General features: G+C 63.9%; 23 protein-coding genes. 14 read left to right on the forward strand and 9 right to left on the reverse strand.

What is annotated here, in order from left to right; translation table 11 throughout:
- Positions 1 to 344 precede the first annotated feature (344 nt).
- Positions 345 to 1,697 carry an MFS transporter gene (locus AC1Z32_RS07265; protein WP_483478004.1) on the forward strand — a complete coding sequence of 451 codons (1,353 nt, stop codon included), beginning with the start codon at positions 345 to 347 and terminating at the stop codon, positions 1,695 to 1,697.
- 143 nt (positions 1,698 to 1,840) lie between these two features.
- On the opposite strand, the gene AC1Z32_RS07270 is transcribed toward AC1Z32_RS07265, so the two are convergent.
- Positions 1,841 to 2,905: an Ldh family oxidoreductase gene (locus AC1Z32_RS07270; RefSeq protein WP_483478005.1), complete on the reverse strand. Its 1,065-nt coding sequence runs from the start codon at positions 2,903 to 2,905 to the stop codon at positions 1,841 to 1,843.
- Positions 2,906 to 3,048: 143 nt separating this feature from the next.
- On the opposite strand from AC1Z32_RS07270, the gene AC1Z32_RS07275 reads away from it, so the two are divergent.
- The 3 genes from AC1Z32_RS07275 to AC1Z32_RS07285 are packed head-to-tail and all read left to right on the forward strand — an operon-like array spanning position 3,049 to position 6,118.
- Positions 3,049 to 4,080, forward strand: coding sequence for a LysR family transcriptional regulator (locus AC1Z32_RS07275; RefSeq protein ID WP_483478006.1), 1,032 nt, complete (start codon positions 3,049 to 3,051; stop codon positions 4,078 to 4,080).
- 49 nt (positions 4,081 to 4,129) lie between these two features.
- On the forward strand, positions 4,130 to 4,888 hold the full coding sequence (locus tag AC1Z32_RS07280) for a molybdate ABC transporter substrate-binding protein (protein ID WP_483478007.1): 759 nt from the start codon (positions 4,130 to 4,132) through the stop codon (positions 4,886 to 4,888).
- Between the two features lie 36 nt (positions 4,889 to 4,924).
- Entirely contained in the window at positions 4,925 to 6,118 is a 1,194-nt protein-coding gene (locus AC1Z32_RS07285) for a polysaccharide pyruvyl transferase family protein (RefSeq protein ID WP_483478008.1), read from the forward strand.
- Here AC1Z32_RS07285 and AC1Z32_RS07290 read toward each other — a convergent pair.
- Entirely contained in the window at positions 6,113 to 6,982 is an 870-nt protein-coding gene (locus tag AC1Z32_RS07290; protein ID WP_483478009.1) for a LysR family transcriptional regulator, read from the reverse strand. The two genes, AC1Z32_RS07285 and AC1Z32_RS07290, sit on opposite strands and share 6 nt — an antisense overlap.
- A gap of 105 nt (positions 6,983 to 7,087) precedes the next feature.
- Between AC1Z32_RS07290 and AC1Z32_RS07295 the strand changes: the two genes are divergently transcribed.
- Positions 7,088 to 8,647: an MFS transporter gene (locus AC1Z32_RS07295; protein ID WP_483478010.1), complete on the forward strand. Its 1,560-nt coding sequence runs from the start codon at positions 7,088 to 7,090 to the stop codon at positions 8,645 to 8,647.
- Positions 8,648 to 8,888: 241 nt separating this feature from the next.
- Positions 8,889 to 9,590: an SDR family NAD(P)-dependent oxidoreductase gene (locus AC1Z32_RS07300; RefSeq protein WP_483478011.1), complete on the forward strand. Its 702-nt coding sequence runs from the start codon at positions 8,889 to 8,891 to the stop codon at positions 9,588 to 9,590.
- Positions 9,591 to 9,602: 12 nt separating this feature from the next.
- On the opposite strand, the gene AC1Z32_RS07305 is transcribed toward AC1Z32_RS07300, so the two are convergent.
- From AC1Z32_RS07305 to AC1Z32_RS07315, 3 genes are all read right to left on the reverse strand, one after another.
- On the reverse strand, positions 9,603 to 10,646 hold the full coding sequence (locus AC1Z32_RS07305) for a sensor domain-containing diguanylate cyclase (RefSeq protein ID WP_483478012.1): 1,044 nt from the start codon (positions 10,644 to 10,646) through the stop codon (positions 9,603 to 9,605).
- Positions 10,647 to 10,896: 250 nt separating this feature from the next.
- On the reverse strand, positions 10,897 to 11,340 hold the full coding sequence (locus AC1Z32_RS07310) for an SET domain-containing protein (protein WP_483478013.1): 444 nt from the start codon (positions 11,338 to 11,340) through the stop codon (positions 10,897 to 10,899).
- 313 nt (positions 11,341 to 11,653) lie between these two features.
- Positions 11,654 to 11,905, reverse strand: coding sequence for a hypothetical protein (locus AC1Z32_RS07315; protein ID WP_483478014.1), 252 nt, complete (start codon positions 11,903 to 11,905; stop codon positions 11,654 to 11,656).
- A gap of 130 nt (positions 11,906 to 12,035) precedes the next feature.
- Between AC1Z32_RS07315 and AC1Z32_RS07320 the strand changes: the two genes are divergently transcribed.
- Entirely contained in the window at positions 12,036 to 13,424 is a 1,389-nt protein-coding gene (locus tag AC1Z32_RS07320) for an FAD-binding oxidoreductase (protein WP_483478015.1), read from the forward strand.
- Here AC1Z32_RS07320 and AC1Z32_RS07325 read toward each other — a convergent pair.
- On the reverse strand, positions 13,421 to 14,476 hold the full coding sequence (locus AC1Z32_RS07325) for a DMT family transporter (RefSeq protein ID WP_483478016.1): 1,056 nt from the start codon (positions 14,474 to 14,476) through the stop codon (positions 13,421 to 13,423). The genes AC1Z32_RS07320 and AC1Z32_RS07325 overlap by 4 nt on opposite strands.
- 153 nt (positions 14,477 to 14,629) lie before the next feature.
- Between AC1Z32_RS07325 and AC1Z32_RS07330 the strand changes: the two genes are divergently transcribed.
- Both AC1Z32_RS07330 and AC1Z32_RS07335 read left to right on the forward strand, forming a co-directional pair.
- Entirely contained in the window at positions 14,630 to 14,920 is a 291-nt protein-coding gene (locus AC1Z32_RS07330) for a hypothetical protein (RefSeq protein WP_483478017.1), read from the forward strand.
- A gap of 101 nt (positions 14,921 to 15,021) precedes the next feature.
- Entirely contained in the window at positions 15,022 to 15,360 is a 339-nt protein-coding gene (locus tag AC1Z32_RS07335) for a cupin domain-containing protein (protein ID WP_483478018.1), read from the forward strand.
- Here the strand turns inward: AC1Z32_RS07335 and AC1Z32_RS07340 are convergent.
- Entirely contained in the window at positions 15,357 to 16,259 is a 903-nt protein-coding gene (locus tag AC1Z32_RS07340; protein WP_483478019.1) for a LysR family transcriptional regulator, read from the reverse strand. The genes AC1Z32_RS07335 and AC1Z32_RS07340 overlap by 4 nt on opposite strands.
- A 124-nt stretch (positions 16,260 to 16,383) precedes the next feature.
- On the opposite strand from AC1Z32_RS07340, the gene AC1Z32_RS07345 reads away from it, so the two are divergent.
- The 4 genes from AC1Z32_RS07345 (at position 16,384) to AC1Z32_RS07360 (ending at position 20,391) form a co-directional block, all read left to right on the forward strand.
- Positions 16,384 to 17,325, forward strand: a complete 942-nt coding sequence (locus tag AC1Z32_RS07345; protein WP_483478020.1) for a hydroxymethylglutaryl-CoA lyase — start codon at positions 16,384 to 16,386, stop codon at positions 17,323 to 17,325.
- Between the two features lie 7 nt (positions 17,326 to 17,332).
- Positions 17,333 to 18,481 carry a CaiB/BaiF CoA transferase family protein gene (locus AC1Z32_RS07350; RefSeq protein WP_483478021.1) on the forward strand — a complete coding sequence of 383 codons (1,149 nt, stop codon included), beginning with the start codon at positions 17,333 to 17,335 and terminating at the stop codon, positions 18,479 to 18,481.
- 58 nt (positions 18,482 to 18,539) lie between these two features.
- Positions 18,540 to 19,979, forward strand: coding sequence for an MFS transporter (locus AC1Z32_RS07355; RefSeq protein WP_483478022.1), 1,440 nt, complete (start codon positions 18,540 to 18,542; stop codon positions 19,977 to 19,979).
- Positions 19,980 to 20,130: 151 nt separating this feature from the next.
- Entirely contained in the window at positions 20,131 to 20,391 is a 261-nt protein-coding gene (locus AC1Z32_RS07360) for a hypothetical protein (protein ID WP_483478023.1), read from the forward strand.
- A gap of 63 nt (positions 20,392 to 20,454) precedes the next feature.
- On the opposite strand, the gene AC1Z32_RS07365 is transcribed toward AC1Z32_RS07360, so the two are convergent.
- Positions 20,455 to 20,685, reverse strand: a complete 231-nt coding sequence (locus tag AC1Z32_RS07365) for a hypothetical protein (RefSeq protein WP_483478024.1) — start codon at positions 20,683 to 20,685, stop codon at positions 20,455 to 20,457.
- 937 nt (positions 20,686 to 21,622) lie between these two features.
- On the opposite strand from AC1Z32_RS07365, the gene AC1Z32_RS07370 reads away from it, so the two are divergent.
- On the forward strand, positions 21,623 to 22,780 hold the full coding sequence (locus AC1Z32_RS07370; RefSeq protein ID WP_483478025.1) for a porin: 1,158 nt from the start codon (positions 21,623 to 21,625) through the stop codon (positions 22,778 to 22,780).
- A gap of 77 nt (positions 22,781 to 22,857) precedes the next feature.
- On the opposite strand, the gene AC1Z32_RS07375 is transcribed toward AC1Z32_RS07370, so the two are convergent.
- Positions 22,858 to 25,248, reverse strand: coding sequence for an ATP-binding protein (locus tag AC1Z32_RS07375; protein ID WP_483478026.1), 2,391 nt, complete (start codon positions 25,246 to 25,248; stop codon positions 22,858 to 22,860).
- Positions 25,249 to 25,426 lie beyond the last annotated feature (178 nt).

Genomic DNA, 25,426 nt, shown 5'->3' on the forward strand with positions numbered 1-25,426 from the left:
GTCGTCTCCCTGTCGCAGCAAAATAATCGGCAACATCGCGCGGCCAGCCGAACGACGCACCCGACGATGCCCCGGCACCGCAACAATCGCTCCCGTAACGCGGACAATCCCGAGCCTCATGCTTCGCCACGAAGCGCCGCCATCTGCGGCATTCCCTGAGTGCCTCACTGATGCGGGTTTGCACTTAGCCTGCAATAAACAAATGGAATTGCTTTGCCGGGAAATTTGATTGGATTTCTGCCCGATGCAGTCATATCGTGCCTCAGTCCAATGCTGCAATAACGCACCTGCGGGCTTGAAAAACAGAGTCGCTCAGCGAACAGACCTTGTCAGGAGACTTAGATATGGAGCAATCCTCCCCCGTTCCAACCGCGCCTCAGTCGGATGCCGCCGACGCTCATGATGTCGGCACCAGCGACAGGGCCTCGGCAAGAGTGCGGAGAATTCAACGTACCGCGCTCGCTTTGCTCCTGCTAAGTGGGATCATCAACTACATCGATCGCGCGACGCTGTCGATTGCCAATCCGCTCATCCGGCAGGACCTCGGACTTTCGATAGCGGAGATGGGCTTGCTGCTTTCCGCTTTTCTGTGGGCCTATGCGTTCGCGCAGTTGCCAGCAGGCGCGTTCGTGGATCGCTTCGGCGCGCGCGTCATGCTTTCCGTCAGTCTCGCCATGTGGTCCGTCGCGCAGGCGTTCGGCGGAATCGTCACCAGTTTTGGCCAGTTCTTCGCTGCTCGCATGGTGCTCGGTATAGGAGAAGCGCCGCAATTTCCGACGAGCGCGAAGGTCGTGCGCGACTGGTTTGGCCAGAAAGAGCGAGGGACGGCGACAGGCATCTGGAACAGCTCGTCGACGCTCGGAACCGCCATATCGGCGCCGTTGCTCACTGTCGTCATGTTGACTGTCGGGTGGCGCTGGATGTTCGGCATCATGGGGATCGCCGGGCTCGTCCTTGCACTGTGTTTCTACCTTGTGCATCGTGACCCGAACCACGTGGAATTGACCAAACGTGAACGGGCGTATCTGTCCGACGTGGACGGGGAAGTTTCATCCAGACCGACCTGGCGCGAATGGCGCCGCCTGTTTGAATTCGGGACCACCTGGGGCATGCTTCTGGGGTTCTTCGGCACGATCTACGTGCTCTGGCTCTACAACGCGTGGCTGCCGACGTACCTCCAGATGGAGCTGCATCTGACCATCGCGAAGTCGGGATGGGTCGCGGCGGTTCCCTATCTCTTCGGCGTAGTGGGCAGTCTTTCTGGCGGCAGGGTGTGCGATGTGCTCGCGAGACGAGGGGTCTCCGCGATCAATAGCCGGAAGTACCCCATGGCCGCCTCGTTGCTGGGCGTAGCCTTCTTCACGATACTGACCGGTCTGACGCATAGCGCAACGCTAGCCGTCGTCTTCATCTCGATCTCGATGTTGCTTCTCTATATTTCGAGCAGCGCGGCGTGGGCGATGGCTTCCGTTGCGGCACCGGCCAACTGCACCGCATCGATCGGCGCCATGCAGAATTTCGGAGGCTATTTCGGTGGCGCACTGGCACCGGTGATAACTGGCTTCATCGTGCAGCAGACGCACTCGTTTCAACCTGCGCTGTTCGTGGGAGCGGGCGTTGCGGGTGTTGCGGTGATCGGCTATTGGCTGCTCGTGCGCGCGCCGATACCGGCGGCCGCGTTAAGCCACAGCAACTGAAGAGCGAGCACGTCTCGCCCGGGCGTTTGCATCGCGCCCAGTTTGCCCGTCAGTTCGGCGACACGCGCCGCTGACGGGCTTCGCTCTTACTCAAAGATCGCGGCACGCCTGATCCACGCAACCGCGAGCCACGTTCAAGCGAATCATTCAGTCAGCGCAGCAGGGAACGGCACGCCATAGCGCTGTGCGCAGGGTTCGAGGCCAGGCGGGATTGTCGGATGAAGGGCAACCCCATGCTGCAACTGTTCGCGCTTGCGACTCAAGCCTCGATCGCCCGGCATGCGCACGCCGGCGAACCCGGGGCGCGGTGGATTATCTCGGCAAGCGTCACCAACCCAATCCATCTGCCTGTTGAACGCGGCATGGCCGCCAAACGCAGCCGGATCGTATAGGGACAAAAACACGGTGGCGCCCCAGCCATCGGCAGGATCGGCTCGGCCATGGCCTGCCAGACCACCCGTCAGCGCCTCTATCAGCAGCGCCATGCCGAAGCCTTTATGTCCCCACGTCATGCCCCCGACCGGCAGGATGGTTCCCGGCGGATCAGCGGAGAGTACGCCGGGATCGCGGCTGGGTTCTCCATGTGCATCGAGAAAGCAGGCTTCGTCGAATAGTTGCCCTGCTTTGTGCAAGCGCGCGGTCATGCCGTTCGTCACGGTCGATGACGATATGTCGATCAAAAAGGGCGTATCCGAGGTTGGAATGCCGGCTGCGATCGGATTCGGCGTAAAGACCGCGCGCGTGCCGCCGTGAGGGGCCACGCTCTGGACAGCCGGGTCTGAACTGCTGAGCACGATCATGAACCCATCGGCGGTGGCCTTTTCGAGGTAGCTCGCAAGGCACGCGATATGGTGACTGCGACGAATGACCAACGTCGCGCTGCCATACTCTCTTGCCCTCGGAGCCAGCGTTTCGATGCCCGAGAGAACGAGCCACGGCCCGGGAAGACGCCGACCATCCCACAGCAGGCTAGGGCCTCGATCCGAGATGACGTCCGGCTCACCGGAGCAGGCCATCGAGCCACGTTCGATCTCGCCGACATACGCGGCAAGCAATGCCAGACCATGCGTGTCATGCCCCATCAGATCACCGTCTACGAGCGTGCTCGCAACGGCTCGAGCCTTCGGATCTTCCATCCCCGCTCTGCTCAACAGATCCTGTGCGAAGCGTTGGAGTTCAATGGCGGGATATCGGACTATTTCGTTCATCGTTTTCGCATCGGTTAAAGGTTATCGAGCGGACCACGCCCCGCTTTCTCCGGCGATTGTCCATTGGGCATTCGTCAAGCGTCCAATCGCTAATTGAGTAGAATCGATTCCATCTGGTTATGAGGTCACATGCGTATACCCTTATGGCGCAAGATCCCGCTATCTCGGCTTCCCAGGTATTGACCAAGCTACGGTTCAGGCACCTTCAGTTGCTGGACCTGCTCGGCCGTACTCACAACCTGCGCGTTGCGGCTGAACAGATGCACATCACGCAGCCGGCAGCCACAAAGATTCTGAGCGATGTCGAGGCGATGTTCGGCGCACAGCTCTTCGAACGGCTGCCGCGCGAGATGCGGCCCACCGATCTCGGCGATCTCGCAGTGCGTTACGCCAGCACTGCGCTAGCCAACCTGGGAAAGTTTTCGAGCGAGTTCGCGACGCTCAAGGACGGCGGCTACGGTCACCTCACGGTGGGTTTCATTCCGGCTTCCGCCGCTCAGCTGGTTGTCGCCGCGATCAAGGAGATCCAGCGCCGGCGGCCACGACTCATCATCAAGCTGGTCGAACAGAGCAGCGATCAGCTCGCGATGTGGCTCGAAGAAAAGCGGCTCGATGTCATGGTCGGCCGCCCGACCGCGCCGCGCCATGAAGCGCTTTTCGATGTAGTCGATCTTTTGGCGGAACCGGTGCGCGCGGTGGTCGGGCAGCATCATCCGTTGCTGCAGCAACGCCACCTGGAGATTGCCGATCTGGGCGACTGGCCGTGGATCTTGTATCCGCGAGGCACGTCGATGCGGCAACTGTTCGACGAGACATTCGCGGCTGCCGGGATCGTCGCACCGGTAGGCATCGTGGAAACACCTTCGATGTTCTCCACGCTAGAGCTATTGCAAGCCACCGACATGATCTCCCTGCAGCCGGAGGTCGTGATGGACAGGTACGTCCAGAGTGGGCTCCTCGGATATCTGCGCGTGCCAATCCGGCGGACAATGACGAACTACAGCGTCATCACGCGGAAGAACGAAGTGGCTTCACAGGCGATGAACGAATTCATTGCCATTCTGGTAGCCATCGCCAGGCAAATCGATCTGCGCCGAGACGCTGAAGACCAGATCAGCGGTTCCACGGAGACGGCCTGTGCGGATATGAGGGTTCACGGCTCGTCTCACCGGTGACGTGGAAACTTCGATGCGGTACGGTAGCCGCAACGAGGAGGATGAATCCATGAACGCGAAACTCCAACGCCTCGGCATGCGCGCCCTGCTGGCCGCGTCGATCCTGATTTTTGCATCGACAGTTCAGGCGGCCGACATCATAGTCATGAGCGATGTCCCCCTCGAGCCTGCGTTGACCAAGGTGGTGGAGCTCTATCGCCACGAGACACACAACCAGGTCAGCATGGTTTTCGATCCATCGCCCGCCGTGAAAAAGCGGATCGAGGCTGGCCAAGCGGCCGACGTTGTCATCGTTCAGCCGGACTTTGCCGAGGACCTTACGAAATCGGGTAAAGCGATTCCCGGGGACAGGGCAATAGTCGCTCACGTTGGTGTCGGCCTCGGTAACCGCGCGGATAGCCCGGCGCAGGACATTTCAACCGTTGAGAAACTCAAGAATACCTTGCTCGGTGCGGACCTCGTTGCCTTCAACAATGTCAAATCGGGACAGGCGTTTGCAAGCGCCCTCGATCGCATGGGGATTGCCGAAGCGCTCAAGCCCAGGATCGTGCGTACGTCGCCCACCGGTATTTTCGAGCCCGTATTGAAGGGAAAGGGCAACGATTTCGTGGCGGGCACCATACCGCTCATCGCGACGACACGCGGCATAAAGCTCCTCGGCCCGCTCCCGGGGGAACTGCAGAGCACGCTCTCGTACACCGCCGTGCTCATGGCGCAGACCAGGGAACGCGACGTAGCCGAAGGGTTCATCAAGTTCCTCTCCTCACCGGAGGCGCAGGAGACTTTCGCCGCAAACGGCGCCAAGTGAGTGACCGGCGGGCCGCACCGCTTTAAGACCCCTCCAATGACCATTCGCCCAACCCGGAAGCGCCGGATCATCGTCTTCGGCGCATTCGATCGCCACAACTTCGGCGATCTGCTGTTCGCGCATATCGTCGCGGGCTTGCTCGCCGAGCGCGATTCGGACATCGAACCCGTATTCGCTGGCTGCGGGCAGCGAGACTTGCGTGCCTGCGGCGGCCACGACGTCGCTTCGATATCGCAACTGACGGCGCGTTGGCGCGACGAGCCCGTCGCGCTGATTCACGCTGGCGGCGAACTGCTGCCCTGCGACGCATGGGAAGCCGCCGTGATGCTGAAGCAGCCGGAAGAAGCGCAGGCGTGCATCGCCCGATACGGCTCGAACGCCGATGACCGCCGCGCATGGGCGCGCGCCGAACTCGGAACGGATGCGCTCGCACCCTACGTGATCGGCCGGGAGACGTTTCCGCAAGCCGCGTCGATCTGCTTCAACGCGATCGGCGGCGTGACGCTCGACGCCCGCTACGCCGCCCTGCGCGCCGACGTGCTGACGAAGCTGCGAACCGGCGATTACATCAGCGTACGCGACGCGCGAACGCAAGCCACCTTGCGAAACGCGGGCATCGACGCGCACCTTGTCCCCGACCCCGCGACGCTCGTTGCGGAACTGTTCCACGAGCGCATCCGCGCGCACGCCGATGCACGCGGCGGCTATCTTGCGGTTCAGTTCAGCGCGGATTTCGGCGATGACACCACGCTCACGCAAATCGCGCATGAGCTGGATCGGATCGGGGCAACGACCGGCCTCGGCATCGTCCTCTTTCGCGCGGGCGCGGCGCCGTGGCACGACGACATCGCGGTCTACGCGCGCATGGTGCAACGCATGCGTCATCCGGCGGTCAGGATCTTCGAATCACTGAACGTCTGGGACATCTGCGCGCTGATCGCCGGAAGCGAGGGTTTCGCGGGTAGCAGCCTGCACGGCCGGATCGTCGCGATGGCGTACGGCTTGCCGCGCGTCAATCTTCAGCACGGCGAGCCGGGCAAGCATCGCGCGTATGTGTCGACGTGGGAGATCGCGAACGCGCCGGGCGTCGTGGCTATTGGCGAATTGCACGCGGCGATGCGCGAAGCCCTGGCGATGGATCGCGAAGCGCTGCGTCATCAGGCGTCGGTGCTTGCGCGAGCGCACCGCGCCGGATTCGCGCCGATCGCGCAAACCGCGCTTGGCTCATGAAGCCGCGAATGTCAGATAAGCCCGCACCGCAGGCGCCCGCTCGAAGCGCCGATACAGCATCGCCACTTCCGACGCCACGGCCTTTCCCGCGATGTCCCGATACTCGACGTCCGGCACCGTCACGCATTGCGCGAGCGAGCGCGGCACGACGGCGACATCGCCGCCCAGCGAAACATGCGCGAGCACGGCCGCGAGCGTGCCCGGCCGCGCGACGATCCGCGCCGTGAAGCGTCCGCGCCGCGCCACGTCGAGCGTGCCGGATTCCTGCTCGGGCACGACGAACGACTGATCGCGCAACTGCGACGGCGCGATGACCTTCGACGCCGCCAGCGGCGACGAGGCGGGCAGCGCGACGATGAACGCATCGCGATGCACGGTGCGTGCCTCGACGCCCTCCGGATACGGCACCGGCGGCCGCACGTAAGCGATATCGATACGCCCTTCCATCAACAGCGCGCCGGCCTCGCGCATCACGATTTCCTCGATGCCGATCTCGACGAGCGGATAACGCTCCCGAAAGCCGCGCACGGCCGCCTGCAGCACGCCCGAATAGACCGCCGAGCCGACATAACCGATGACGATCTTCCCCAGCTCACCGCGCTCCGCGAGCGCCGCGCGTTCGGCCCCGCGCGCGAGATGGTCGAGCGCGCTGACCGCTTCGCTCAAATAAGCCTCGCCGGCGGCGGTCAGCGCGACCGAACGCTTCGTCCGATGAAACAGCCGCGCGCCCAAGAGCCGCTCGGCTTCCTGAATCTGCCTGGTGAGCGCGGGCGGCGCGATGCCGAGCTCTTCGGCCGCGCGCGCGAAATGCAGATGCCGCGCGACGCTCAGGAAACAGCGTACATGACGCAATTCGACGGGCATTTTAGTCTTCACGAATTCGATAATTATCGAGCGATTCTATGCCAATGACAGGAAAGACTGGCGCCACTAGCATCGACGGACCGTTTGGTCTTTCTTCGCATTGCCATGTCGAACACGTCCGAAAACCGCTTCATCCTGCTCACCGCGTCCGCGACCTGCGCGCTGATCACGCTCGACACCAACGTCGTCGCGGTGGCGCTGCCGTCCATCGCGCGCGATTTCCACGCCGGTTTCGCCGATGTCGAATGGGTCGTGAGCGCCTACATGGTCGCGTTCGCCGCGTGTCTGCTGCCCGCGGGCGCGCTCGCCGACCGCGTCGGCCGCAAAAAGATGCTGATCGCCGGGCTCGCCGTGTTCTCTCTCGCGTCGCTCGGCTGCGGGCTGGCGCCGTCGGCGCTGATGCTCAACATCGCGCGCGCGGCGAAGGGCGTCGGCGCGGCGATGCTGCTGACCTCGGCGCTCGCGATCATCGCGAACACGTTCCACGAAGGCGCGGCGCGCGCCCGCGCGTGGGCCGTGTGGGGCACGTGCATGGGCGTGTCGACGACCATCGCGCCGCTCGTCGGCGGCGTCATCACGCAGTGGGCCGGCTGGCGGTGGATTTTCCTGATGAACCTGCCGATCTGCGCGCTGCTTGCCGCGTGCGCGTGGCGCGGCATGCGCGAGTCGCGCAACCCGCAGGCGGGCGCGCTCGATCTCGCGGGCAGCGCGCTCTTCGCCGCCGCGCTTTCGCTCGGCATCTGGGCGCTGATCGACGCGCAAGCCGACGGCTGGACGAACTGGCGCACCGAGGCGCGGCTCGCGGCCTGCGCGGCGCTCTTCGCCGTGTTCGTGCGCGTGCAGCGTTCGCGCCCGCACGCGATGATCGACCTCGCGCTTTTCCGTCAGCCGCGCTTCGTCGCCGCCGTGCTCGCGATGTTCGGCTACGCCGCCTGCGCGCAAGTGATGATGACCTTCCTGCCGCTCTATCTGCAAAACGCGTTCGGTTTGCCGGCAGTGCGCGCGGGCATCGGGATGCTGCCTTTCGCGATCGCGATGGTGGTCGGGCCGCACATCGGCGCATCGCTCGGCAGGCGTGTGCCGGGCATGGCGCTGCTGTCGCTCGGCCTCGCGACCATCGGCGCTGGCAATCTGCTGACGGCGCTGTTCGCGGGGATGTCGAGTTACGGGCTGATCGCGGCCGGCATGATCGTCACGGGCCTCGGCGCGGGCGTGCTCAACGGCGACACGCAAAAAGCGATCATGGCGTGCGTGCCGGCGAACCGCACCGGCATGGCCTCGGGCATCAGCACGACGACGCGCTTCACGGCGATCGTCACGTCGGTGGGCGTGCTCGGCGCCGTGCTCGCGACGCGCACGCACGCCGCGCTCGATGCGCACGCGTCGAGCCTCGCCGATCCGCGGCGCGTGCTCGATTCGGCGTTCCTTTCGCGCCTGCTCGCGGGCGATCTCGCGCATGCGGGCGACGGCCTCGCCGGACCGGAAGGCGCGGCCATCGCGCGGATCGCGCGGGAGAGTTTCGCGAGCGGCTTTGCGGCTTCCCTTGGCGTGGCTGGCGTGTGCGCCCTGACCATCGCGGCGGCCGTCTGGCTGCTCGCGGGCCGCGCGCGCGTCGAAGGCGGCGCGCGGGCGCCGGAAAAGGCGGGGTCGGCACTGGCCGAATAGCGCGGCGAGAGACTTCCGGCCAGACGCCGGCGAACGGTGCGATGGCGGCTTTTCGTCCGGCGCCGTCCCGTGCCCCCGAATGAATAGCATCCCGAAGGTCTTCAAAACAAAAACGATCGACGCCCGCCGCGCGGTGTTCGAGTTCGCGCGGGCGCTGTGGCATTTGCCGCTCGCTGCTCGCCATGCGCCGCGTTTCCGTCCTATGCTTCTTCAGGCAGCATTCAAACGGAGTGAAAACGCGATGAACAACCTGGAAGGAAAGATCGTCGCCGTCACGGGCGGCTTCGGCAGCCTGGGACTCGCGACCGCGGGCGTGCTCGCCGGGCGCGGCGCGCGCGTCGCGTTGATCGGCCACGGCGGCCCATCCGATGCATTGCCCGCCCCGCTCGACAAGGCGTGCGTCGTGACTGGCATCGATCTGACGGATGCGAAGTCGGCGCAAAAGGCCATCGACACCATCGTTCAGCAGATGGGCGCACTGCACGCGCTCGTGAACGTGGCGGGCGCGTTCAGCTGGCAAACCATCGCGGACGGCAGCGTCGACACCTGGCAATCGATGTTCGACGTGAACGTGAAGACCGCGCTCAACGCCTCGAAGGCCGCGCTCGCGCCGTTGAGCGCGGGCGAAGGCGGGCGCATCGTCAATATCGGCGCACTGGCCGCGCTCAAGGCGGGGATGGGCATGGGCGCCTACGCGGCGTCGAAGTCCGCGCTGATCCGCCTCACCGAAGCGCTCGCAGAAGAGCTGAAGGACAAGGGCGTGACGGTGAACGCGGTGCTGCCGTCGATCATCGATACGGCGCCGAATCGCCGTGACATGCCCGACGCCGATTTTGCCCGCTGGGTGAAGCCGGAAGCGCTCGGCGCGGTGATCGCGTTTCTGCTTTCGCCCGACGCGCAATGCATCACGGGCGCGGCGATTCCGGTGACGGGGCGCGTCTGAACCGGTGCGCGATCAGCGCGTCTGCATCTTGAACGCTTCGCCCTGCATGCCGGCGCGATCCACCGCCGCAATGCGATTGCGGCCGTTGTCCTTCGCCTGATAGAGCTGCGCGTCGGTCAGATTGATGAACGTCGTCACGTCCATGCGCTCGCCCGGCACGACGGTGCCCACGCCGAAGCTCGCCGTCACCTGCTGATTGTGCGGCGAACGCACGTGCGCGATGGCTTCCTCGGCGATCAGCGCGCGGCAACGCTCCGCGATGCGCATCGCGGTTTCGGCGTCCGTCCCGGCGAGAATCAGCGCGAATTCCTCGCCGCCGAAGCGGCCGAGAAAATGCTGCTCGCCGGCCGCGACGCTGAGCACGCGCGCGACGCGCTTCAGGCATTCGTCGCCTTGCAGGTGGCCGTAGTAATCGTTGTAGGACTTGAAGAAATCGATATCGATCATGACGAGCGACAGCGGCTTGCCCGATGCTTTCGCGGCGTGCCACTCGCGCGCCATCACGTCATCGAAGCGGCGGCGGTTGCCGACGCCCGTCAGGCTGTCGCTGAACGACAGGCGCTCCAGTTCCTTTTGCATCTGCGCGAGCTTTTCCTCGCTGCGCTTGCGTTCGCTGATATCGAACATGAAGCCGATCAGCGCCTGCACCTCGCCCTGCTCGTTGCGCTCGACATGCACGACATCGCGCAGCCACACGTAGCCGCCGTCGCGCGTGAGAGCGCGGTAATCGGCTTCGTGATCGGTGCCCGCCTTCGACTGCGACACGCAGAAGCTGACCACCGCTTCGCGATCGTCGGGATGCATGCGCTCGGCCCAGTCGTGAACCGTCTTCCACGACGACGGCGCAAAGCCGAGCAGCGCCTCGATCTGCGGTCCGATGTAGACGAATTCCATCGTCGCCCAGTCGATCTTCCAGGGAATCGCCTTGGTCGATTCGAGCAGCGTGCGGTAGACAGCGTGATCGTCCTCGCCGAGCGCGCGCTCCGGCGGCGCGAGGGTGTCTTCGTGCCGCAGGAAAGCGGCTTTGAGCGGGCTCTCGGATGATTCGCGATTCATGATGTCCTGTGGCTGCGCTGCCTGATTGACGTTTGCGCGTGTTATCGGCAACGTCTTGCGCATTCTGAAGGACATCCGTCAACGACCCGCCGATGCACGCCCAGCGTTTCAGACTTTACTGGTGTGAAGTACGCGTGCGCGTGCCTATGCTACGTCGCGTAGCTCATTGCTACACAAGGTGGTCTCGTACGTTCGCCCCGACTCGCTCGGGGCTTTTTTTCGCCTTGAGTTTCGCCCTGAGGCGTGAAAACTACCGCGAACGCGAGAGCATCGTTCCGCGGCAGCCGGAGGCGAGACAGCGGCACGCATAGAGCCGTTTGAGTGCCGCGGTGCGCCGGCCATCGACGGTCAGGCAATAGTCGATGAACAACTCCTGCCCTTTCGCGATCGGCCGGATCGCGCGGATGAACACGCGCTCGCCGTCCTGCTCCGCTTCGCAATTCGGCGCGCAACTGTGATTGAGCCAGCGCGCGGAATTGCCGCCGCGCGCGCCGTCGATGACGCTGCCGTCATCGAGGCCGAACAGAAACGTATGGCCGTCTTCCGCGCCCGATTTTTCATGGATGCGCTGCGCCTCCTTCCACGACAAACGCAAGCCTTTGTATTCGAGCAGAAGCGTGCCCGTGGGCAAATCGGCGAGAGCGAAGACGCCCCGGCCATGAACGGGCGAAGTCCGAACAGTGATTCGACGCATGGTGTGGCGGTTCGCAGTGAGGAGGTTGAATATTTGAGAGAAGGCGTGAGCATCGTTATGATGTGGCCGTCATAAATCGTTGTCACGTCCATGCCCGCAGTTTCTCCCCGCAAGAGCAGAAAGCGCAAGCCGTTACGCGGCACGCTTGCGCGATATCGCAACCGGATTGTCGAAGTACTCGGGGAGGCGCGCGGCCAGCGCGTCATGATACGGTCGATTCATGACGATGGCGTCGAGCGGCGCACTGCGGTGAAGTGGATCAACCTCGTGCCGCTGGAGAGCGAACTGTTCTAACGCACAGGCTTGCGGAGGCTCAGCCGCGCAACAACCCGCGCGCCTGCTCGAGCAGCGCCGCCGCGGCGAGAAACTCCTTGCGGCCCGCCATGGTGAGCGCGGCCATCGCCGTGTCCTTGAAAAGCTCGTCATCGGAAATGGCCGGCACGCCTCCTTCACCGATGCGTCCCCGCCGCAGCCGCATGAACGCCAGCATCTCGAACGCCTGCGCGCGTTGCTCGTCACTCACGCCGGCCGCGACGAGTTCCGCCGCGCCGGTCAGTTGAGCCATCGCACTTTCGTAGTCTGCCCGTTCCATCGTCACGATCCTCGAAAAAGCCCGCCGATAATTTTCGCGCGTTTTGGTTCAAACTATCGCATCTCACCTCAACTCAACTCGATAGAACGAACGGAGACGACGCATGGCGGTAAGCGAAGCGGTAATGGCATTGCGTGAAGCGCTCGGCGCACAGGTCGTGGCGCTGCCCGACGAATTCGGCGACCGGCGCGTCGCGGACTGGAGCGGGTTGCCCGGCGCGACGCCGCTCGCGATCATCCGTCCGCGCACCACCGACGAAGTCGCGCAGGCGCTCGCCATCTGCTCGAAGCACAAACAGCCGGTCGTCACGCAAGGCGGCCTGACGGGGCTCGTCGGCGGCGCGAATCTGCTGGGCGGCGAAGTGGCGCTGAGTCTCGAACGCATGAACCGCATCGTCGAGATCGATGAAATCTCCGCGACGATGACCGTCGAAGCCGGCACGCCGCTGCAAGTCGTGCAGGAAGCGGCGAGCGCGGCGGGCTTTTACTTTCCGCTCGATCTCGGGGCGCGCGGCAGTTGTTCCATCGGCGGCAATCTCGCGACGAACGCGGGCGGCAATCGCGTCATCAAGTACGGGATGATGCGCGATCAGGTGCTCGGCGTGGAAGCCGTGCTCGCGAGCGGCGCGATCGTCGGCGGCTTGAACAAGATGATCAAGAACAACAGCGGCTACGACTTGCGTCACTTGCTGATCGGCAGCGAAGGCACGCTCGCGGTCATCACGCGCATCGTATTGCGGCTGCGGCCGAAGCCCACGGCGACCGCCACCGCATGGTGCGGCCTGCCGGATTTCGCCGCCGTCACCACGCTGCTCACGCGCGCGCAGGCGAGTCTCGCGCCGGGCGTGTCCGCATTCGAGGTGATGTGGGCGGGCTATCACGATACCGTCATCGCCAATCTGAAGAATCTGCGCGCGCCGCTCGCCGATGCGCATCCGTTCTACGTGCTGCTGGAAAGCGTCGGCACCGATCCTGTGCGGCACGGCGAAGCCTTCGAGGAGTTTCTCGGCGGCATGCTCGAGGCGGGCATCGTGACCGACGCGGCGATCGCATCCAACGAAGCGCACGCGCGCGACTTCTGGGCGATCCGCGATGCGCCCGGCGAATACGATCGCTTCATCCCGAACTACGCGGCGTACGACGTGAGCTTCTCCATCGCGCAAGTGGGCGATGCCGCCGCGCAATGCGAGGCGCGTCTGCGCGCGCGCTGGCCCGACGCGATCGTGATGACCTACGGCCATCTCGGCGACGGCAACATCCATATCGTCGTGGACGTGCCCGGCAGAGGGAAGCAGGATCACGACGACCTCGACGCCGTCATCTACGACGTCACGCGCGAGTTCGAAGGCTCGGTTTCGGCTGAGCACGGCATCGGCGTGAAGAAGCGCGATTATCTGCATCTCGCGCGGCGCGAAGCCGATATCGCGTCGATGCGCGCGATCAAGGCGTCGCTCGATCCGCTCGGCCTGCTCAATCCGGGCAAGGTGTTCTAACGGCGCTTGTGCGTATGCCGGTGATGAATGTCGGGGAAGTGCGCGTGCGTGTGCGTGATCGGCAGATGCACGTGCGCATGCGTATGCGGTTCATCGCCGGAATACGGAAAGTCGTGCTCATGCCGATGATGCTCGTCGTGCACATGCCGATGCGTATGTTCCAGCCGCTCGTGCGTGTGCTCGTGCTCGTGCCGCTCGCGCACGTGCAGCCAGACGCCGAGCGTCATTAGCGCGGCGGCGATCCAGAACGCGATGCCGGGCGTCTGCGGCCACATCGCGAGCGAAAGCGCGACGCCGAATACCGGCGCGACCGAGAAGTATGCGCCGGTGCGCGCCGTTCCCAAATGGCGTAGCGCGATCACGAACAGCACGAGACTCACGCCGTAGCCGCCGAAGCCGGTTGTCATCGCGGCAATGGCGATGTGCGGCGCGGGCAGATGCGCGCCCATCGCGAGCGCGATACCGAGGTTCGTCGCGCCCGCGGCCAGTCCTTTCGCGCAGGCGATGACCATGGCGTCGGCGTTCGAGATCTTGCGCGTCAGGTTGTTGTCGATGGCCCAGCACAGGCACGCGAGCGCGATCAGAAGCGCACCCGTCGATGCATCCGCCGCGCCCGGCGACCACGCGAGCGCGACACCGCCCGCGACGATCGCCACCATGCCGAGAAACACCGGCAGATCCACATTTTCGCGAAACACGATCCACGCGATCGCCGCCGTCAGCACGCCCTCGAGATTGAGCATGAGCGCGCTCGTCGCGGCGGGCGTGCTCGTCAGGCCGAGCATCAGCAATGCGGGACCGGCGACGCCGCCGAACACGATCGCGCCGAAGAGCCACGTCAGTTCGTGCGCGCTCACGCCTTTGCTCCGGGCGCGAGAGAACGCGCGGACGAGCAGGATCGCGCCGAGACCGACGCCGCTGCCGAGATAGAACAGGCCCGCGACCATGAACGGCGGCATCGGGCCGAGCAGCGCTTTGGCGATCGGCGTGGTCGCGCCGAAGAGCGCGGCGGCGGTGAGGGCGGTGAGGATCGCGGTGAATCGGCTTTGCATGGTGTGGCTCATTGGGGCGCGCGCTATGTTTCAAAAGTTTAGTCGGCGCGGATTCTCCCGACGATTCGCTCCTCCGCGCTCTCATTCTTCGCTCATTCTCCGCGCGCAGAATGCGTTCCATCGACAAATCGACTGAGACGCGGGAGATGAGACATGAAAGCGATCAGATATGTAATGGTGGCCGCGAAACTGACTTTCGGCCTGGTGACGGTGGCGCAGGCGCATCCGTTCATTGGCGTGGGAATCGTGGGCGGTCCGGTGTTTCCGGTCGCGTCCAGCGCGCAAAGTGCGCCGCCGCTGCCGGTCTATGCGCGCGCGACGAATTCCGGCCCCGCGCCGCTGCCGCCCGAAGCGCCGCCGGTGCGCTACGCGCAACCGGCCATCGGCAATATCGCGGCGATCATGGGGCGGGCCAATGCAGTGAGTCTTCAGAGCGGCGTGTGATGTCGCAATCGCGCTCACAAGCATGGCAAAACTGCTCGTTTGTCTCGCAACGCGCGCGGCGTTAGGCTATATGGTTCCAGGTCACACAGGTCCACGAGCACATGACCGCAACCATCGACTACGCCGCTATCGCCGATGCCGCGCGCGACGGCTACATGAACCGCGTCATATCGAGCGTCAACGATCACGACGTCCATATCAGCGTGATGGACGCGCCTTATCGATGGCACTTTCATCCGAACTCCGATGAAACCTTCGTTTCGGTGGAAGGCACGCTCGTCATCGAATTCGAGGAAGGCGCCGTCGAGCTGCGCGCCGGTCAACTGCTGACCGTGCCCGCCGGCAAGCCGCATTGCACGCGGCCGGGCGGCGCGCGATCGGTCAATCTGACCATCGAAAGGAAGGACACGGAAACGGTGTTCTGCGACGCGCCCGCCTAACGCAACGCGCGTGCCTTCAGATGCTCGACGAGACGCTGAGCCGCTGGCTGCAATGCGTCGAAGTCCCGGAAACACACGACGAAGCGCCGCTTCGCGAACGCATCGGAGAGCGGTATCGCTTCGATGCCGAGCGCCTGCCGATAGGTTCCCGCCACTTCCATCGGCACGACGCTGATGCCAAGCCCCGCCGCGACGACGCGAAACGCCGCGTCGAAGCTCGATACGATCACGCGATACGACATCGACTTGCCTGCCTGCGCGGCGGCGCGTTGCAGCATCGTGTGAACGGCGGTCGCGGGCGGCAGGCCGACATGCTCGAATTCGAGCGATTCCTCGAAGCTCACCGAACGCCGCCCCGCGAACGGATGATCGGCGGGCACCGCGAGCGCGAGCTGATCGTGCCGATACGCACGATGCTGCAAGCCGCGCAGATCGACGCTGTCCCAGCACACGCCCACCGACGCCACGCCTTCGCGCAATTGCCGCACGAGATCGTGCGACAAGCGCTCTTCCACATCGACCTTGATGTTCTGATTCGCGGGTTCGCGCATGAACGACGCGATATCGTCGAGCAGCGCTTCCGCAATCGCCGATGCCGACGCGCAAATGCTCACGCGTCCCTTCAGGCCGCCGCCGAACGCGGCGACATCGTTCGCGATGCGCTCCATCGTGAAGAGCACGCTGCGCGCGTGCTCCAAGAGCGCGATGCCCGCGGGCGTCGGCTCGACGCCGCGCCGCGAGCGCGACAGCAGCGGCACGCCGAGCGACGTCTCCAGTTGCGCGACGCGCTTGCTGATCGCCGATGGCTCTATATGCGATTCCTGCGCCGCGCGCGCGATGTTCTGGTGCTCGCAGACCGACACGAAGAGGCGCAGCGTTTTCAGATCGATATCGCGCATGGGGATTGGCAGCTCATATGACGTTCCGAACGGGAAGCATGGGCCTTCCAAAATACCGCTTTTATGGCGTTTGCGGAATCTCTAAAGTCGAGACCATACACAAAGACGATACGGAGACAAAGCCATGCCCGCGTTCCCATCGAGCGCCGTGATCCGCGAAGTCGGCCTGCGCGACGGCCTGCAGAGCATTCGAACGATCGTGCCGACAGAACGCAAGATCGAATGGATCGGCAACGCCTACGCTGCCGGCCAGCGCGAAATCGAAGTCGGCTCGTTCGTGCCCGCGCGCCTTCTGCCGCAACTCGCCGATACGGCCGAACTCGTCGCCTACGCGAAGACGTTGCCCGGTCTTTTCGTGTCCGTGCTCGTGCCCAATCTCAAGGGCGCCGAGCGCGCCATCGAAAGCCGGGCCGATCTGATGCTCGTGCCGCTTTCCGCGAGCCGCGCGCATAGCCTCGCGAATCTGCGCAAGACGCCGGAGGAAGTCGTCACGGAAGTGGCGCGCATGCGCGCCGCGCGCGATGCATCGGGCTCGAAGACGATGATCGAAGGCGGCATCGGCACGGCGTTCGGCTGCACGATCCAGGGCCGCGTCGATCATGCCGACGTGCTGCGCTACATGCAGGCGCTGCTCGATGCGGGCGCGGATCGCGTCTCTATCGCCGATACGGTCGGTTATGCCGGTCCCGCCGCCGTGCGCGCGCTCTTCGAGAAGGCGCGGGACATCGCGGGCGAGCGCTTCTGGTGCGGCCACTTTCACGACACGCGCGGCCTCGCGCTCGCCAACGTCTACGCCGCGCTCGAAACCGGCGTCGCGCGCTTCGATGCGACGCTCGCGGGCATCGGCGGCTGTCCGCATGCGCCGGGCGCGAGCGGCAATGCATCGAGCGAGGATCTCGCGTTCATGCTCGCCGACATGGGCATCGATACCGGCATCGACATTCCCGGGCTTTTGAACCTGCGCGCGAAGCTCGCGAGCTGGCTCGATGGCGAAACGCTGCATGGCGCGCTCGCGCTCGCGGGCTTGCCCGTCACATATGAAATCGACACCGAAATTGAAGCCTGAGGACGATATGAGTCATTCAACCCTGCCGCTCGAAGGCGTTCGCGTGATCGAGTTCACGCATATGGTGATGGGCCCGACCTGCGGCATGATCCTCGCGGATCTCGGCGCGGAAGTCATCAAGATCGAGCCGCCCGGCGGCGACAAGACACGCAATCTGCCGGGTCTCGGCATCGGCTTTTTTCGCTCGTTCAATCGCAACAAGAAGAGCGTCGTCATCGACATCAACACGGTAGAGGGGCGCGAAGCCGCGATCGAACTGATCGGTGAATGCGACGTGCTGCTCGAAAACTTCCGTCCCGGTCTGATGGCGAAGCTCGGGCTCGATTACGGGACCTTGTCGAAAGCGCATCCGAAGCTCATCTATGTTTCGCACAAGGGCTTTCTGCCGGGCCCGTATGAAAAGCGTCTCGCCCTCGATGAAGTCGTGCAGATGATGGGCGGCCTCGCGTACATGACCGGCCCGGCGGGCAGGCCGCTGCGCGCGGGGACATCGGTGAACGACATCATGGGCGGCATGTTCGGCGCGATCGGCGTGCTCGCCGCGCTGCGCGAGCGCGATCTCACCGGACGCGGCCAGGAAGTGCAGAGCGCGCTCTTCGAGAACTGCGTGTTCCTCTCGGCGCAGCACATGCAGCAATACGCGATGACCCGCGAGGCGCCGCCGCCGATGCCGTCGCGCGTATCGGCGTGGAGCGTGTACGACGTGTTCACGCTGGCCGAAGGCGAGCAGTTGTTCATCGGCGCGGTGAGCGACAAGCAGTTCGTCACGCTCTGCGATGTCCTGGAGCGTCCCGATCTCGCGCAGGAGCCGGAGTTCGCGACCAACGCGATGCGCGTCGCGGTGCGGCCGCATCTGCTGGAACGGCTCGGCGAGATTCTCGCGCATCATCGCGCGGACGAACTGGCGCCGAAGCTCGAAGCGGCCGGCATTCCGTACGCGCCGATCATGCGCCCCGAGCAACTGCTCGACGATCCGCATCTGAAGGCGAGCGGCGGCCTCGTGCCGATGCAGACCGACGACGGTGGCAGCACCGACGTCGTATTGCTTCCGCTCACGATGGGCGGACGCCGTCCCGGCGTGCGTCAGCCGCTCGCGCGCGTGGGCGAGCATACGGATGAAGTGCTGGGCCGGTTGACGAAGCGCGTCACGGTTTAAGGCATCGCGAGAGGCGCACAAAAAAACCAGCGCCGTCGCCAACACAGGAGACAAGACAATGCAGCCAACTTTCAGCGCGGTCGCCGAGCCGCTCGCATCGCCGAACATTCATGTCGATACGACGCCCGGCGCGCAAATCTCCGCGCGCATGGATCGCCTGCCGATCACACGGCATCTGTGGATGCTCGTGTTCCTCATTTCGCTCGGCGGCTTCTTCGAAATCTACGACCTGATCTTCACCGGCTACATTGCGCCGGGCATGGCGAAGAGCGGTCTGTTGCAAACGACGACGCATGCGTTCTTCGGCTTCACGGGCATCGCGGGGTTCATCGCGGCGACGTTCGCGGGGCTTTTCGTCGGAACGTTCTTTTTGGGCTGGCTGCCGGACCGTTACGGACGGCGCAGCGTGTTCACCATCTCGCTGCTGTGGTATTCGATCGGCTCGGCGATCATGGCGTTCCAGACGACGCCCGAAGGCGTGATCTTCTGGCGCTTCGTGACGGGCATCGGCGTGGGCGTGGAGATCATCACCATCGACAGTTACGTGACCGAGCTCGTGCCGCAACACATGCGCGGCCGCGCGATGGCGTTCAACCAGATGGTGATGTTCGCCGCCGCGCCCGTCGCCGCGATTCTCTCGTACTGGCTCGTGCCGGAGACCGTGTTCGGGCTCGATGGATGGCGCGTCGTCGTGCTCGCGGGGTCGGTGGGCGCGGTGATCGTGTGGTTCATCCGGCGCGCGGTGCCCGAAAGCCCGCGCTGGCTCGCGATGCACGGCAAGATCGAGGAAAGCGAGCGCGTGGTCGGCAAAATCGAGCGCGTCGTCGAGCGTGAATCCGGCGCCGCGCTGCCGCCGCCCGCGCCTGTCGTCGAGCAGCCGGCACATAGGCGGGCATCGCTCGGCGAGTTGTTCAACGCGCCGTATCGCTCGCGTCTCATCATGCTCATCGTCTTCAACTTCTGCCAGGCGATCGGTTACTACGGGTTCGCGAACTGGGTGCCGACGCTGCTGATCGGCCAGGGCATCACCGTGACGAAGAGCTTGTTGTACTCGTTCATCATCGCGTTCGCGCTGCCGATCGGCCCGCTGCTCGCCATGCTTTACGCCGACCGTATCCAGCGCAAGTATCTGATTGTCGGCGGCGCGCTCGTCGTGATCGCGAGCGGCATCGCGTTCGGGCAGATGAAGTCGCCCGCCGCGCTCATCGCGCTCGGCGTGCTGATCTCGCTCGCCGGCCAAACCATCTCGGTGTGCTATCACGCGTATCAGACCGAGCTCTTTCCGACGGCCGTGCGCTGCCGTGCAAGCGGTATCGTGTACTCGGCGAGCCGCGCGGGCGCGATGATGTCGGGTTTCATCATCGCGTTTCTGTTGAAGGACTTCGGCGTGCCCGGCGTGTTCACCGGCATCACGGTGTGCATGTTGATCGTCGCGCTCGCGATTGGCCTGTTCGGACCGAAGACGAACGGGCTGCGTCTTGAGGAGCTGAATCACTGAAGTGCCCGCATTCAGGCGCGCGCGCGGGCGCCCACCCGCTCGCGCAATGACGGCGCCTCACAGGCACGTCGCATGCTCAGTGCACTTCAGACGCCGTGCATGCTCGCGCGGCGTGTCCATTTGCGTCGTCCGGAAGTGGCGGGGTGCACTGATGATACGGTCCTACAACCACAAGGGTTTCGTGCTCGAAGTCGCGATCGAAACGAATTGCCGGCTCTTGCCTGCGCCCGAGACCGTGCGCTATCTGGCCATCGTGACCATCAGCCGGTCGGGAAGACCGGTTACCGCATTCTCGCCGTTGTGTATCGAGAGCCGACGCTATGCGAGCTTCGCCTCCGCCGAGGACGCGCTGATGAGCGCCCATACGGCGGCACGCGCATTCGTCGACGATTGGGTGCGAGCAGCTTCGTGAATTCCTGATGCGGGCCATGACGAAGCTAGCCGTCTTCGTCATGTGAAGCTGAGTGGAGTGGAGCTAGGCGGCGGCGCGCCGGCTCTGCTGTCCTTCCTGTGCGTCCGCAGCGGACGAAGCGTTATTGAGCGCGTTGTCCAGCAACGCGAGCTTGCGTTGAAGCGATGCCACACGCTGGCTTTGCGACGGGACGAGGTCGTATTCGGCATCGAGTTGCGCGATGCGCATATCCCAGTATTTGGCGGGCAGGCGTTCGGATGCCGCGCTGCGCTCGACGAAGTTCGCCAGAATCATTTCCAGATGCAGGAGCTCACGCTCCGCGAGTTGGGCTGGCCGTCGCTGTCGAAAGGCTGGGACGGTTGTTGCGTTGGCACTTCTTTTCATTTCACTGTTCCGGCTAGATTTGCAGAGACTTCTATTTAAGCAATCAATGTTCCGGAGGGGCTTTTCAAGTCGCTTCAATTTGTTTCGAAATGAAACGGCTCGGCAACGTTTCATGGAAGGACCGCGCCGGCAAACGTTTTCGTCTGGTTACATGTCTGCCCCTTGTAGACTGGGATTCCGGCGATGAGGGGGTGGCGTGTTCCCGGGAATCTGGCGGACGCCGCCGCAAATATCATGCAAACTTTTCAAACATACCGGGATATTCCGCTGGGCATACAGAAGTCTAAATGCGAGTCGTTTCCATGTGGACTAATGGCTTCCTTGATAGCGAATTGAAAGAAAATCCGCGCAAGATTTACTTCGGGTAACTGAGTTTTTTAGACGTGAGGATAGTGGACGACTTCCAAGCGCGCGTATTTACCGGCGATTATCGGAATCGAAAGAGCGATAAAACGGAGTGGCTTCCTCTCGCGAAACCACTCCGTGTCCTCAGAATAACTGCTCGGAGATCTGTAGACGCCGGATAGCTTAACAACGGCCAGAGCCGCTATTAACCGCATGCGGCGCAATGGACCTCTCCGGAATGCGCAGTAATAACGTGGTCCGTGTGCAACAGCGGAATCACGGCCTTGAGCGCGTCTTGCCAGCTAAGCAATTGAGCTTAAAAGAATATGAAGGTCCTTGCGCACCGATTCGCAGAATTCGCAAAAGATTATTGCGTGCGATACGCGGACAAATTCAAGAGCCCGTCGCATAAAGTGTCTCCCAGTTTCTCAGGGGCAAGCGGCCATCGATACGGCTCTTCATACCCAGGAAGCTTTCGCTTTAAACAGGACACTAGAGAACCATGAAAAAAACCCTTCTCATCGCGGGCATTCTCGGCACATTCGCAGCGGCGGCCCACGCGCAGAGCAGCGTTACCTTGTACGGCACGCTGGATGCAGGTCTCGTCTATACGAACAATGCCGGTGGCCACAACAACTGGCAGCAAGGCAGCGGCTCGGTTTCCGATACGTACTACGGCCTGAAAGGCAGCGAAGATCTCGGCGGCGGGTTGCACGCGCTCTTCAAGCTGGAGAGCGGTTTCAACCTCAATAATGGCCGTTACACCGAAAGCAATACGATGTTCAACCGACAGGCCTATGTCGGCTTGCAACACGACCAGTTCGGTACGGTAACGCTCGGCCGTCAATATGATTCCATGGTCGATTATCTGTCGCCGTTCTCGGAAGCGGGCGCGGGCTATGGCAATAACCTGAGCGCGCACCCGTTCGATAACGATAACCTCGATCATTCGTTCTCGATCAAGAACTCGGTCAAATATCAAAGCGCCAATTACGCGGGCTTCAAGTTCGGCGGCCTGTATGGTTTCTCGAACGACGCAGGCCAGTTCGCGAACAATCGCGCATGGAGCGTCGGCGCTTCGTACGGCAACGGCCCGCTGAATGTCGCCGCGGCCTATTTGCAGACGAACAACTCGCGCAACAATGCGAACGCGAATGGCGCGGTCTCCGCCGGCCAGGGCAACAATGCCAATCTGACGGCCGAGTTGCAGCGCACGTTCGGCGCGGGCGTGGACTACACCTACGGCCCGGCGACGGTCGGCTTCGTGTGGACCAACACGCACTACGACAACCTGCTCGCCGCATCGCAAGGCGGCTCGACGTTCGCGTTGCCGGGCAATACGAACCTGCATATGAACAACTTCGAGCTGAACGGCCGTTACGCGCTGACGCCGGCGCTGAGCCTCGACGCCGCGTACACGTACACGGACGGCAAGGTGACGGGCGGCAACGGCACGGGCGATCCGAAGTGGCACACGGTTTCGCTGCAAGCCGATTACTCGCTCTCGAAGCGCACCGACGTGTACGTCGAGGGCGTGTATCAGCATGCATCGGGTGAACTGGGCAACGCCGGCGCCAATGTCGCGATGATCAACACGCTGTCGCCGTCGTCGACGGGCAATCAGGTCGCCGCGACGGTGGGTCTGCGTCACCGCTTCTAAGCCGCCGACAAGCATCAGGGCGTCGTAGAAACGAAACGGCCGCGATCGACGAGATCGCGGCCGTTTTGCATTGCGCGCTACTTTCTGTCCTGCTCCGAGCGCTTGATGAGCTGGCCGATGTCGTGTCCCGTGCCGCCCGTGCCCGCGGCGAGCCGCGCCAGCGCGGTCGCGGCCGTGTCGCGCCGCACGCCGCTCTCGGGACGGAACTGCTTCGGCAGCGCCATGTAGAAGGTCGCGCCGCGATCGGGCGTGCCTTCGGCCCACGCCTTGCCGCCGTGCCGCTCGATGATGCGCCGCACGTTCGCGAGCCCGATGCCGGTGCCGTCGAACTGTTCCTTCACATGCAGGCGCTGAAACACGCCGAAGAGCTTGTCGACGTAACGCATATCGAAGCCCACGCCGTTGTCGCGCACGAAATACACGACATGACCGATCAACTCGCCTGCCCCTTCCTGCGCGCCGATTTCGATCGCCGGCTGCTCGCGCTGCGCGCTGAACTTCACCGCGTTGGAAATGACGTTCACGAACGCCACATGCAGAAAGACGTGATCGGCTTCGACGGGCGGCAGCGCGTCCACTGTCCAGCGCACGCGCGAGGACGCATGTTCGTCGATGTCGTTCTGAATCACCGCATGCGCGAGCGTGTGGACATCGACATTGTGCGGACGCAGCGCCGCGCGGCCGAGCTGGGCGAACGAAAGCAGATCGTCGACGAGACGGCCGCCGAAGCGCGCCGATGTCACGATGCGGTCGAGATAGCCGCGCCCGCGCTCCGAAAGCTGGTCGCCGTCGATCTGCTGCAGCAGATCCGCGAAGCTCACGATATGACGCAGCGGCGCGCGCAGATCGTGCGACACCGTGTACGAGAACCCTTCGAGTTCGTGATTGGCGCGGCCGAGCTCGGTCGCGAGCTGCGCGATTTCCTCCGCGCGCCGCAGCACGATGCCGAGCACCGCGGCGCGGAATTCGAGCGCGATCTCGCGCTCGGCGGGGCGCCACGGCAGCGAGCGATTGCGCACGACATCGGTCCACGTATCGAAGCTCATGCGCGGTGAGAGCGATGGTGCGAGGCCCGTGAGCTTCGCGCGCGGATCGCCGGCCCATTCGATCGTCTGCACGACTTCGCGGCGAAACCAGATCACGTAGTTGCGATAGATCTTCGAGATCGACACCGCGAGAAAGCCCGCGACGTCCGGTGAATCGCGCAAGACCGGGCACTCCTGCGATGCGTGGTCCGACATCACGACGTCTTCGCTCTGATCGTCCAGCCAGTCGACGAGCGCGTGGACGTGATGCTCGTCCGGCGTTACGCCGACGAGCGACGTGCGCCCTTCGAAGATCACCGCCGCGCCCGACGAACGCGTGAAGCCGAGCAGATCGGGCGCATCGCTGACGAGCGCGTCGACGAAGCTGTCGGTGTTCGCCATCGACGAAAGCAGCTTCGACAGCATGCGGCGCAGTTCGAGCCGGTATTGCGCTTCGGCCTGCGTCTCGCGCGCCTCGATCTGCAGCGACACGATCTGCGCCACATGCTCGCACGCGGTCCGCACTTCGAAGGGCGGCAGGCGCGGCGTCGCGTGATGACAGGAGATGAGGCCCCACAGCTTGTCGTCGACGAGTATCGACATCGACATCGACGCGAGCGTGCCCATGTTGCGCATGTATTGCAAATGCACGGGCGACACGCTGCGCAAGGACGCGTAAGTGAGATCAGTGGCGCGGCCTGTCGCCGGATGCAGCGCGGGCACGAGCGGCGCGGCATCGTAATGCGCGTTCGCGATGAGCCGGATGCGATTCCTGCGATACAGTTCGCGCGCCTGAGCCGGAATGTCCGACGCCGGAAAGTGCTGGTTCAGATACGACGGATAGCCCGGCTGAACGGCTTCCGCGAGCACGTTGCCGTGGCCTTCCTCGTCGAACTGATAGACGAGGGTTCGTCCGAATCCGGTGATGCGCGCAATCTCCGTCGCGGCGAACTGGCAAAGCTGTCCGACCGTATGCATCGATTGCACTTCGGTGACGAAGGAGCGCACGAGCGGGTAGATCGACGAGAACACATCGGCGGTGTCCTGCGCGGGCTCGACCTCGACGAACAGCAGCCCGTCATGCCGATGCACGACGATCGCGACCGGGCCGCGCGGCGTCCAGCCGTCGATCACGGCGTTGCCCACATGGGTCGCCGCGCCATCGCGCGTGAGCCGCCTGAGCCCCGCGCTCGCACGTTCGGCCGCGGGTTGTCCGAGCACCATCGACAATGCGCGTCCGAGGCATGCGTCGGGCGCGATGTGCGCGAACTCCGCGACGTTGCCGCTCACCTGCAGGATGTGGCAGTGCGCGTCCACGCTGAAGAGCACGCCATGAGGCTGAATGCCCCCGGGAATGTGAATCGGCTCGCGCGCGCATTGCGCGTGAACCGACGCATCGAGCGAATCGGAATCGGTGATGTCTGTTTTGGAGGGTTTGTCCATCATCGTCCTGACAATGCGGTTTCGGCTGTCTATGAGCCGAGCATCCCTGAATCATAGATGCGTTGAGCGCTCGGAAGAAAGACTAGCGGCGCGTGATGACATGCATCGCGTGCGTCAGCGGTGATTTCTACTCGCTGCGCGTTGCGCCTCGTGTCATTTCTACGCGATGCATGTGGGC

The sequence above is a fragment of the Caballeronia sp. 11_S32 genome (assembly GCF_056930355.1).

Bases quoted from the DNA above. Each gene is read 5' to 3' on its own strand.
- AC1Z32_RS07265 (WP_483478004.1), top strand. From the start codon at position 345: ATGGAGCAATCCTCCCCCGTTCCAACCGCGCCTCAGTCGGATGCCGCC.
- AC1Z32_RS07270 (WP_483478005.1), bottom strand. From the start codon at position 2,905: ATGAACGAAATAGTCCGATATCCCGCCATTGAACTCCAACGCTTCGCA.
- AC1Z32_RS07275 (WP_483478006.1), top strand. From the start codon at position 3,049: ATGGCGCAAGATCCCGCTATCTCGGCTTCCCAGGTATTGACCAAGCTA.
- AC1Z32_RS07280 (WP_483478007.1), top strand. From the start codon at position 4,130: ATGAACGCGAAACTCCAACGCCTCGGCATGCGCGCCCTGCTGGCCGCG.
- AC1Z32_RS07285 (WP_483478008.1), top strand. From the start codon at position 4,925: ATGACCATTCGCCCAACCCGGAAGCGCCGGATCATCGTCTTCGGCGCA.
- AC1Z32_RS07290 (WP_483478009.1), bottom strand. From the start codon at position 6,982: ATGCCCGTCGAATTGCGTCATGTACGCTGTTTCCTGAGCGTCGCGCGG.
- AC1Z32_RS07295 (WP_483478010.1), top strand. From the start codon at position 7,088: ATGTCGAACACGTCCGAAAACCGCTTCATCCTGCTCACCGCGTCCGCG.
- AC1Z32_RS07300 (WP_483478011.1), top strand. From the start codon at position 8,889: ATGAACAACCTGGAAGGAAAGATCGTCGCCGTCACGGGCGGCTTCGGC.
- AC1Z32_RS07305 (WP_483478012.1), bottom strand. From the start codon at position 10,646: ATGAATCGCGAATCATCCGAGAGCCCGCTCAAAGCCGCTTTCCTGCGG.
- AC1Z32_RS07310 (WP_483478013.1), bottom strand. From the start codon at position 11,340: ATGCGTCGAATCACTGTTCGGACTTCGCCCGTTCATGGCCGGGGCGTC.
- AC1Z32_RS07315 (WP_483478014.1), bottom strand. From the start codon at position 11,905: ATGGCTCAACTGACCGGCGCGGCGGAACTCGTCGCGGCCGGCGTGAGT.
- AC1Z32_RS07320 (WP_483478015.1), top strand. From the start codon at position 12,036: ATGGCGGTAAGCGAAGCGGTAATGGCATTGCGTGAAGCGCTCGGCGCA.
- AC1Z32_RS07325 (WP_483478016.1), bottom strand. From the start codon at position 14,476: ATGCAAAGCCGATTCACCGCGATCCTCACCGCCCTCACCGCCGCCGCG.
- AC1Z32_RS07330 (WP_483478017.1), top strand. From the start codon at position 14,630: ATGAAAGCGATCAGATATGTAATGGTGGCCGCGAAACTGACTTTCGGC.
- AC1Z32_RS07335 (WP_483478018.1), top strand. From the start codon at position 15,022: ATGACCGCAACCATCGACTACGCCGCTATCGCCGATGCCGCGCGCGAC.
- AC1Z32_RS07340 (WP_483478019.1), bottom strand. From the start codon at position 16,259: ATGCGCGATATCGATCTGAAAACGCTGCGCCTCTTCGTGTCGGTCTGC.
- AC1Z32_RS07345 (WP_483478020.1), top strand. From the start codon at position 16,384: ATGCCCGCGTTCCCATCGAGCGCCGTGATCCGCGAAGTCGGCCTGCGC.
- AC1Z32_RS07350 (WP_483478021.1), top strand. From the start codon at position 17,333: ATGAGTCATTCAACCCTGCCGCTCGAAGGCGTTCGCGTGATCGAGTTC.
- AC1Z32_RS07355 (WP_483478022.1), top strand. From the start codon at position 18,540: ATGCAGCCAACTTTCAGCGCGGTCGCCGAGCCGCTCGCATCGCCGAAC.
- AC1Z32_RS07360 (WP_483478023.1), top strand. From the start codon at position 20,131: ATGATACGGTCCTACAACCACAAGGGTTTCGTGCTCGAAGTCGCGATC.
- AC1Z32_RS07365 (WP_483478024.1), bottom strand. From the start codon at position 20,685: ATGATTCTGGCGAACTTCGTCGAGCGCAGCGCGGCATCCGAACGCCTG.
- AC1Z32_RS07370 (WP_483478025.1), top strand. From the start codon at position 21,623: ATGAAAAAAACCCTTCTCATCGCGGGCATTCTCGGCACATTCGCAGCG.
- AC1Z32_RS07375 (WP_483478026.1), bottom strand. From the start codon at position 25,248: ATGGACAAACCCTCCAAAACAGACATCACCGATTCCGATTCGCTCGAT.